The organism is Tepidicella xavieri (assembly GCF_004363315.1).
GTDB classification, from domain to species: domain Bacteria; phylum Pseudomonadota; class Gammaproteobacteria; order Burkholderiales; family Burkholderiaceae_C; genus Tepidicella; species Tepidicella xavieri.
Window position 1 is genome coordinate 35,596 of record NZ_SNYL01000020.1, and the last position, 9,007, is coordinate 44,602.

General features: G+C 67.6%; 10 protein-coding genes. 5 read left to right on the forward strand and 5 right to left on the reverse strand.

Translation table 11 applies throughout. The features are described from left to right. Window positions 1-54: 54 nt before the first annotated feature. Together DFR43_RS12690 and DFR43_RS12695 are read right to left on the reverse strand one after the other, a co-directional pair. On the reverse strand, window positions 55-573 hold the full coding sequence (locus DFR43_RS12690) for a chemotaxis protein CheW (protein ID WP_425471099.1): 519 nt from the start codon (window positions 571-573) through the stop codon (window positions 55-57). A gap of 158 nt (window positions 574-731) precedes the next feature. Then, window positions 732-1,277 carry an adenine phosphoribosyltransferase gene (locus DFR43_RS12695; RefSeq protein ID WP_133599264.1) on the reverse strand — a complete coding sequence of 182 codons (546 nt, stop codon included), beginning with the start codon at window positions 1,275-1,277 and terminating at the stop codon, window positions 732-734. Between the two features lie 150 nt (window positions 1,278-1,427). On the opposite strand from DFR43_RS12695, the gene DFR43_RS12700 reads away from it, so the two are divergent. The 3 genes from DFR43_RS12700 to lptC are packed head-to-tail and all read left to right on the forward strand — an operon-like array spanning window position 1,428 to window position 3,658. Beyond that, the gene (locus DFR43_RS12700) at window positions 1,428-2,420 is read left to right on the forward strand and encodes a KpsF/GutQ family sugar-phosphate isomerase (protein WP_133599266.1); all 993 of its coding nucleotides are present in this window, start codon (window positions 1,428-1,430) and stop codon (window positions 2,418-2,420) included. Window positions 2,421-2,423: 3 nt separating this feature from the next. Beyond that, entirely contained in the window at window positions 2,424-2,999 is a 576-nt protein-coding gene (locus tag DFR43_RS12705; RefSeq protein ID WP_133599268.1) for a KdsC family phosphatase, read from the forward strand. Continuing rightward, window positions 2,996-3,658, forward strand: a complete 663-nt coding sequence (gene lptC, locus DFR43_RS12710) for an LPS export ABC transporter periplasmic protein LptC (RefSeq protein ID WP_245988928.1) — start codon at window positions 2,996-2,998, stop codon at window positions 3,656-3,658. The genes DFR43_RS12705 and lptC overlap by 4 nt, the downstream gene beginning before the upstream one ends. Before the next feature lie 95 nt (window positions 3,659-3,753). Here lptC and DFR43_RS12715 read toward each other — a convergent pair whose 3' ends face one another. Further along, entirely contained in the window at window positions 3,754-4,131 is a 378-nt protein-coding gene (locus DFR43_RS12715; RefSeq protein ID WP_133599270.1) for an RNA recognition motif domain-containing protein, read from the reverse strand. A 435-nt stretch (window positions 4,132-4,566) separates the two neighbouring features. On the opposite strand from DFR43_RS12715, the gene metX reads away from it, so the two are divergent. Beyond that, window positions 4,567-5,742: a homoserine O-succinyltransferase MetX gene (metX, locus tag DFR43_RS12720; RefSeq protein WP_245988931.1), complete on the forward strand. Its 1,176-nt coding sequence runs from the start codon at window positions 4,567-4,569 to the stop codon at window positions 5,740-5,742. After that, the gene (gene metW, locus DFR43_RS12725) at window positions 5,739-6,323 is read left to right on the forward strand and encodes a methionine biosynthesis protein MetW (RefSeq protein ID WP_133599272.1); all 585 of its coding nucleotides are present in this window, start codon (window positions 5,739-5,741) and stop codon (window positions 6,321-6,323) included. Before metX ends, metW begins: the two co-directional genes overlap by 4 nt. 45 nt (window positions 6,324-6,368) lie before the next feature. On the opposite strand, the gene DFR43_RS12730 is transcribed toward metW, so the two are convergent. Together DFR43_RS12730 and DFR43_RS12735 are read right to left on the reverse strand one after the other, a co-directional pair. Then, a complete protein-coding gene (locus DFR43_RS12730) occupies window positions 6,369-7,766 on the reverse strand; it encodes a GntP family permease (protein WP_133599274.1) in 1,398 nt (465 codons plus the stop codon). After that, window positions 7,763-8,854 (reverse strand): patatin-like phospholipase family protein, encoded by a 1,092-nt coding sequence (locus DFR43_RS12735; RefSeq protein ID WP_133599276.1) that lies wholly within the window; start codon window positions 8,852-8,854, stop codon window positions 7,763-7,765. The genes DFR43_RS12730 and DFR43_RS12735 overlap by 4 nt, the downstream gene beginning before the upstream one ends. Window positions 8,855-9,007: the final 153 nt, after the last annotated feature.

Below are 9,007 nucleotides of genomic sequence, written 5' to 3' on the forward strand. Positions count from 1 at the left end.
GGCCTGCGGGCCGCATCGGCATAGCTTGGTGTCGTGGTAAAAAGGCGCGGGGCTTTATGCCGCGGCGCTGTCGATCAGACCCATGTCGGGGCTGGACATCAGGGCTTCGATGTCCATCAGGATGAGCATGCGCTCGCCCACGCTGGCGATGCCGGTGATGAAGGCCGTGTCCACCGAGGCGCTGCTCATCTCGGGAGCGGGGCGGATGGCGTCGCGCGCCAACTCCAGCACATCGGAGACCGAGTCCACCACCGCGCCCACCACGCGGCCCTTGACGTTGAGCACGATGACGACGGTAAAGTCGTTGTACTCGACCTTCTCGCAGCCCAGCTTGATGCGCAGATCGACCACCGGCACGATGACGCCGCGCAGGTTGACCACGCCTTTGATGAAAGGCGGCGCATTGGCGATACGCGTCGGCTCCTCGAAGGAGCGGATCTCCTGCACGCGCAGGATGTCGATGCCGTACTCCTCGGCCCCCAGGCGGAAGGTCAGGAATTCGGAACTGCCCTGGGCGGCCCTGGCGGCGCCCGCCCCCGCCTTGGCGGACTGCTGTTGCGCGGTCATCGTCATGCGATCTCCTTGGGTCATGTGGAAGGAATGGGGTTCAAGTATCGGACAAAAACGGCCATCTGGAGGCACAATGAGGTCCATTGTGACGGCTGAATGCCGGATTTGAAAGGCACAGGCGGGTTTTCGATGGGTAGCACACAGGCTTATCTGAATACGATTCAGTGCCCTTCGAACGTTACCAGCGTGTTGAGCGCCAAGCCGGAGGCGCGCAGCCGGTCGAGTCCGCCCAATTCGGGCAGGGCCACGATGGCCGCGCCTTCCGTCACGACCGCCCCCAGCTTCTCCAGCAGCTTCTTGCCTGCCATCATGGTGCCACCGGTGGCAATCAGGTCGTCGATCAGCAGCACCCGGTCGCCCGGCCGCACCGCATCGGTGTGCAGCTCCACGGTGGCGCTGCCGTATTCCAGCTCGTAGGTTTCCTCCACCGTGGTAAACGGCAGCTTGCCTTTCTTGCGGATGGGCACGAACCCGACGCCCAGCTCGTAAGCCAGCACCGAGCCGATGATGAAGCCCCGCGCATCCAGGCCGGCCACCACGTCGGGGCGCAGGTCTCGGTCCATGTAGCGGTGCACGAAGGTGTCGATCAGCACCCGGAACACTTTCGGGTCCTGCAACAGCGGCGTGATGTCGCGAAACTGCACGCCAGGGGCCGGCCAGTCCGGCACGGTGCGGATGTGGGACTTGAGATAGGCAGAAGTGTCCATGGCGCCATTATCACGCGCCTATAACCCTCACGCGCCCACAACCCCTGCCCATGCCCCCACACGCATCATTCCCCTGCTCGCGCCCTCATCGCGACCCGCCATCCCCACGGACTGCGCCAGGCGCATGGCCGGTAGCGGATAATTCCGCCCATGCCTCCGAACGCTTCTGAACCCGCCGCCGACCGCCTGCTGGCGCTGGCCCGAGACGCCCTGTCCATCGAAGCGCAGGCCGTGCTGGCGATGAGTGAGCGGCTGGATGCCCGATTCGCCGACGCGGTGCGGCGCATCTTGGCTTGCCCGGGCCGGGTGGTCGTCACCGGCATGGGCAAAAGCGGGCACGTCGGCCGCAAAATCGCCGCCACCCTGGCATCCACCGGCACGCCGGCCATGTTCGTGCACCCGGCCGAAGCCAGCCATGGCGACCTGGGCATGATCACCGCCAGCGACGTGGTGCTGGCCATCAGCAACAGCGGCGAGAGCGACGAACTCACGGCCATCGTGCCGCTCATCAAGCGCATGGGCGTGCCCCTGCTGGCCATGACCGGCCGCCCCCAGTCCACCCTGGGTCGCCATGCCGACGTGGTGCTCGACACCCGGGTGGACAAGGAAGCCTGCCCCCACAACCTGGCCCCCACCGCCAGCACCACCGCGCAAATGGCCATGGGCGATGCCCTGGCCGTGGCCCTGCTCGATGCGCGCGGCTTCAAGGCCGACGATTTCGCCCGCTCCCACCCGGGCGGCGCCCTGGGCCGCAAGCTGCTGACCCTGGTCAGCGACGTGATGCGCCCGGCCGACCAGGCGCCGCAAGTGGGGCTGGACGCCACGCTGCCGCAAATGATGCGCGAAATCAGCGCCAAGGGCCTGGGGGCGACGGCCGTCGTCGATGCCTCGGGCGTGCCGGTGGGCATCTTCACCGACGGCGACCTGCGCCGCCTCATCGAACACGGCGCCGATCTGCAATCGGTCACCGCCGCCCAGGTCATGCACCCGCGGCCACGCACCATCCGGCCCGAAGCGCTGGCCGTCGAGGCGGCCGAGCTCATGGAAACACACCGCATCAACAGCGTGCTGGTGGTCGATGCCGACGGCCGCCTCTGCGGTGCCCTGAACAATCACGACCTCATGCGCGCCAAGGTGATCTGAGCCATGCGACAGCCTGCCGCCGCCCTGCCCCCGCTGCCTCCCTGCCTACAATTCGACCCCGAACTGCTGCTGCGCGCGCAGCCGGTGCGGGTCGTGTTCTTCGATGTCGATGGCGTGCTCACCGACGGCGGGCTGTACTACAGCGAGCACGGCGAAACCCTCAAACGCTTTCACACCCTGGACGGCCACGGCATCAAGCTGCTGCGCCGAACCGGCATCACGGCCGCCGTGGTCACCGGCCGGGATTCGGCCGCCCTGCGCCTGCGGCTGCAGGCCCTGGGCGTGACGCATGCCCGCTTCGGCACCGAAGACAAACGACCGGCCGCCGAATCGCTGCTCGACGAATTGGGACTGGACTGGTCCCAGGCGGCCGCCATGGGCGATGACTGGCCCGACTTGCCGGTGCTGCGCCGCTGCGCCCTGGCCGTGGCCCCGCCGGGCGCGCAGGCCGAAGTGCGCGGCGTGGCCCACCACATCACCCAGGCCGCTGGCGGCCAAGGCGCTGTGCGAGAGCTGTGCGACCTGCTCCTCGTGGCCAGCGGCCATTACGCCGCGCTGCTTGAGGAGGCCGGCGCTTGAACGCCGCTCCATCGCTGCCCCCACCCATCGCCACAGGCGGTGCGCCCAAGGCCTCGCGCCTGGGGCGATGGTGGGATCGGCTCTCCATCTACCTGCCGGTGCTGATGATGGGGCTGCTGGCGCTGGGCAGCTACTGGGTGGTCAGCCAGGCCCCCAAGCCCGAGCCGCCGCGCCCGCCGCGGCCCGCTTCCACCGAGCCGGACTATTTCATGCACGATTTCGCCGTGCGCACGTTCGCGGCCGATGGCTCGCTGCAATCGGAATTGCGCGGCGCCGCGTTGCGGCACTACCCCGGCACGGATCGGTTGGAGGTCGATCAGGTGGAACTGCGCAGCGTCAACCCCGAAGGGCGCCTGACCACGGCGCGGGCCCAGCGGCTGCTGACCAACGACGAACAGTCGTTCTACACCCTCACGGGGGACGTGGTCATCGTGCGCGAAGCCCAGCGTCTGGCCGACGGCCGTACCTTGCCCCGGCTGGAGTTTCGCGGCCAAGCACTGACCTATTTCGTGACCGAGGAGCGCCTGGAGTCCGATCAACCCGTGGTCATGCTGCGCGGCACCGACCGCGTCAGCGCCGACCGGCTGCGCTATGCCGAGGACACGCGGCAAGCCGATCTGCAAGGGCGGGTTCGTGCCACGCTGAATCCGCGCCCCTGAAAACGACACAGCCCCGGCGCCATGCGCACGGGGCTGCACAGGAGGCCGCGCACAGGCTGCGCCTGCGAAGCGGCCCACCGCCGATCACATCGCAATCAATAGCCGCCGCGGCCACCTTCTCGGCGGCCACCGCCGCCATAGGGGCTGCGGAATTGGCCTTCACCCCCGCCGAAGCCGCCTTCGCGGCGGCCACCGCCAAAGCCCCCGCTGCGCGGCGGACGCGGCTCCATCGGACGGGCCTCATTGACCACCAGGCTGCGGCCGCCCAGCGATTGGCCATTCATGCCCTGAATCGCCGACTGCGCCTCCGATTCGCTGCCCATTTCGACGAAGCCGAAACCCTTGGAGCGGCCGGTGTCACGCTCCATCATCACCTTGGCGCTGGCCACGCGGCCGAAAGCGCCGAAAGCCTGTTGCAGATCGTCGTCGCGCACGGAATACGGAAGATTGCCGACGTACAGTTTGTTGCCCATTGACGGGACTCCTGAAAACACAAAAGGAAACGAAATAGCGATGGAGCCCCGTTGGCACGACGAAACCGCTTACCTGGCTGCAGTGGCACGCGAAACTGACCAATCACCGTTTGACGTGCGCGCGAAACGCACACGCCGCCCCATTATGCGCGTCTGACCGAAACCGTGGGGACTTTTTTCGATTTGCACGCTGACAGGGCGATGACCGTTGCGAAGTGACAACACCCCCGCCTCATGCCCTATACTTGGCATGCGCCGATTTGTTCCGGAATTGCGGGCGCTTTTAGAAATGCCGCTAAAGAGGAGATACCCGGTGATACGCACCGCCGTTTCTGCTCTGACACAGCATGAGCGGCCGAGAGCGATCCCGGGTTTTTTGTTTGCGGGGTGCGAGCCACCCCCGGAGTGCTGCACGTGATCGTCACGCCACAACGCATGCGGTTCGACCAGCCGCTGCCGCTGCAAAGCGGCGCGGTGCTGCCCAGCTACGAACTCGTCTATGAGACCTACGGCACCCTCGATGCCGACCGCGCCAACGCGGTGCTGATCTGCCATGCCCTCAACGCCAGCCACCATGTGGCCGGCCACCATGCCGATGCCAGCGGCCAGCCCATCCCCAAAAGCGAGGGCTGGTGGCACAACATGGTCGGCCCAGGCAAGCCGGTGGACACGAACCGGTTTTTCGTCATCGGGGTCAACAACATCGGCTCCTGCTTCGGCTCCACCGGGCCGACCCACGTCAACCCCGCCACCGGCGAGCCGTGGGGCGCCGACTTTCCCGTGGTGACGGTGGAAGACTGGGTGCATACCCAGGCGCGGCTGCTCGATGCCTTGGGCATCGAGCGTCTGGCGGCCGTCATGGGCGGCAGCCTGGGCGGCATGCAAACCCTGGGCTGGACCCTGCAATACCCCGAACGGGTACGCCACGCCGTGGTGGTGGCCAGCGCCCCCAACCTGACGGCGGAAAACATCGCTTTCAACGAGGTGGCCCGCCGCGCCATCGTGACCGACCCCGACTTCCACGGCGGCCACTATCTGCGCCACGGCACCAAGCCGCGCCGCGGCTTGCGCATTGCCCGCATGATCGGCCACATCACGTACTTGAGCGATGACGTCATGAACGAGAAGTTTGGGCGCCAGCTCAAACCCCTGACCGATGCCGTGCAAGCTGGCGCGGTGGACGAGGCCGTGCGCCTGGCCTATCGCTACACCACGCAGGACGTGGAATTCCAGATCGAGAGCTATCTGCGCCACCAGGGCGACAAGTTCAGCGACTATTTCGACGCCAACACCTATTTGCTCATCACCCGGGCGCTGGACTATTTCGACCCGGCGCGGGCGCACGACGGCCACCTCAGCGCCGCTTTGGCCGCCGCCCAGGCCGAGTTTCTGCTCATCAGCTTCAGCACCGACTGGCGTTTTTCGCCCGCGCGCAGCCGCGAGATCGTCAAAGCCTTGGTGGACAACCGGCGCCAGGTCAGCTACGCCGAGATCGACGCGCCCCATGGGCACGACGCCTTTTTGCTCGATGACCCTCGCTACCACGCCGCCGTGCGTGCTTATTTCGAGCGCCGCGTGGCGCACAGCCTGAGTGCCGGAGGCCGCGCATGACCGACCGACTGATGCTCGAATCGATTGCCCGCCTGGTGCCGCGCGGCGCCCGCGTGCTGGACCTGGGCTGTGGCGACGGCGCCTTGCTGGCCCATTTGCGCGACACCCTGGGCTGCACCGGCTATGGAGTCGAAATCGACGATGCCAAGGTGCACGCCTGCCTGCAGCGCGGCATCGATGTGCTGCAACTCAACCTCGAAGAAGGCCTGGCCCTGTTCGAGGACGATAGCTTCGACCTGGTGCTGCAGATCGACACGCTGCAACACCTGCGCAACGCTGAGACCATGCTGCGCGAGACCGCCCGCGTGGGCCGGCAGGCGATCGTGGCCTTTCCCAACTTCGCCCACTGGCCCAACCGCCTGAGCGTGCTGCAAGGCCGCATGCCGGTGACCAAGCGGCTGCCCTACCAGTGGTACGACACGCCCAACATCCGGGTCGGCACTTACGCCGATTTCGAGGTGCTGGCCCAGCGGCTGGGGCTGGTGATCACCGACAGCTTCGGGCTCGAACAGGGGCGCGAGGTGCGCTTCCTGCCCAACCTGCTGGCCAGCACGGCGGTGTTCAAGCTGGTGCAGGGCTGAAGCGAGCGCACCCGTGGCCTGGGCGGGCGCCGTCTCAGAACGGCGTCAAAACGACCCCAGCGCCGTGCCCAGCACCACCACCGCCACCAGGGCCAGCAACGGGATGGCCACCGCCACCACGAAAATGTCCAGATAGGACTGGCGGTGCGTCAGCCCACAGATGGACAGCAGCGTGATGACCGCCCCATTGTGCGGCAGGGCATCGAGCCCGCCCGTGGCGATGGCCGTGACGCGGTGCAGCAGATCGGGCGCGATGCCGGCGGCCTGTCCCATGGCCAGCCAAGTCTCGCCCAGGGTTTGCAGGGCAATGCTCATCCCCCCGGACGCCGAGCCGGTGATCCCCGCCAGGATGTTGACCGCGATCGACATCGACACCAGCGGATTGCCCGGGGCGATGCCGAGCACGGCGTCGCGCAGCAAGGCAAAACCTGCCAGCGAGGCAATGACCGCGCCAAACCCCACTTGAGAGGCCGTGTTCATCAAGGGCAGCACCGAGCCGGCCGCGCCCTGCTCCAGCGTGCGAGTCAGCTGGGTCAGGCGCTGGCGCTGCAGCGCGATCAACAGCACGATGGCCGCCGCCAGGGCCACGATCACCGCCCAGATGCCGCGCACCGCGGTGATGCTCGTGTTGCCATAGCGCGGCTCGGCCAGATAGCCCGTGTCCAGCGCGGGCAACAGCCAGGTGGCCAGCACGTAGTTGAGCGCGATCACCAGCCCCACCGGCGCCAGGGCGCGCCAGAACGCCGCGCGATCGGCCGCCGGGGCATCGGGGGCCGGCGCGGGCAAGTCCTCGTCATGCGCCCCATAGCCTTCGCCCGCCCGGGCCGCAGCCGCCGCCCGGCGCGACAACCACCACATCCCCAGCCCCAGCATGATGGCGCCGCCGATCACCCCCAACCCGGGCGCCGCGAACGGCGTGGTGCCGAAGTACGGCATGGGAATGGCGTTCTGGATGGCCGGCGTGCCGGGCAGGGCCGTCATGGTGAAGGTGAAAGCCCCGAGCGCGATGGCCCCGGGGATGAGGCGCTTGGGCACCTGCGCCTGCCGGAACAAGGCCGCGGCGATCGGATAGACCGCAAACGCGACCACGAACAGCGACACCCCGCCGTAGGTGAGCACGGCGCAAGCCAGCACGATCGCCAAAATGGCGCGCTGCTCTCCCAGGCGCTGCACGATGCCGCGCGCGATCACCAGCGCCGCGCCCGAGGCTTCCATCAGCTTGCCAAACACCGCCCCGAGCAGAAACAGCGGGAAAAACGCGATCACGAAGCCCCCCAGGGCCGGCATGAACACCTGGGTGTAGCTGGCCAGCAGCGGCGTGCCTGGGCTGAACAGCACCGCCAGCAAGGCCATCAGCGGCGCCAGGATGAGCACGCTCACCCCGCGGTAAGCCAGCGCCATGAGCAGGGCCAGCGCCAGCACGATGCCGATGATGCCGATCATGACAGGCACTCCCGCTGCAAATCCAAGGTGGCGTGCCGCCCCAGGGCGGCGCGGTGCTGACGCAACCAGGCATCGGCGGCTGCGCGGCCTTTGTCGAACAGTTGCCACAGAAACACCGGATCGGTGCGCAGCTTGGTGCCCGCGCCCAGGTCACGCAGCCCCTCGTCACCGTCGATGCGGTGCACGCGCAACGCCTCCACCCGGGCAAACAAGGGGTTGCGGTAATGGTGGCCGGGGCGGCCTTCCTCCGCGATCAGGTTTTTGAGCATCTGCACGGCACGCAACTCCTTGAGCAGGCTGGCGTTGAAAGTGATTTCGTTGATGCGGTCCAAAATCTCCGCCGCCTGGGTCGGACGCTCGGGGCGCTGGCGGGGATTGATCTGCACCAGCAGCAAATCATCGGCCGGGCTTTCCTGGATCAGCGGCATGAGGGAGGGGTTGCCGGCATAGCCGCCGTCCCAATAAGGCTCGCCGTCGATGTCCACGGCCTGAAACAGCATGGGCAAGCAGGCCGAGGCGAGCACGACGTCGGCGCTGAGCTCGCTCTGGCGGAAGACGCGCAGCTCGCCGGTGCTCACGCGCGTGGCGGCGATGAACAGCCGCGTCTTGTGGCAGCGCCGAACCCGCTCGAAGTCCACCGTGTCTTCCAGAATGCGGCGCAGCGGGTTGAGGTTGAGCGGATTGAAGCCATAGGGCGACAGGCTCTGGGCCAAGCTGCGCGCCCACCAGGCGGCGGATTCACGCATCCAGCGTTGCCAGCTCTGCAGCCCAGGCATGGCCAGACCACCCCACCAGGGCTGAAAGGCGGCAAAGGGGGAGTGGGCGCCCACTTGGGTCCAGAAATGGCGCAAGGTGCGCCGAGCGCCTTCGCGCCCCCCTTCCATGAGGCCGGCGGCCAGGGCCACGGCATTCATGGCGCCGGCGCTGGTGCCGCTGATGCCGGCGAACTCCAGGCTGTCGTCTTCGAGCAGGCGATCGAGCACGCCCCAGGTGTAAGCGCCGTGCGAGCCTCCGCCTTGCAGCGCCAGGTCCAGCAGTTGCGGGCCGGTGGTGGCTGCGGGGCGTCGGGAGCGGGGGGATGGATTCATGCGGTCCTCCTTGGAAGTTTCAATGCCTGGCGGGCTCATTCGGCGGCCTGCGCATCAGGGCTCCATGTCGTTTCGTGTGGAAAGCAACACCGTCACTGGGGCATCGCCGGCGCGAACGGGCTGGCCGGCAGGTGCTTGAGCTTGGACATGCGC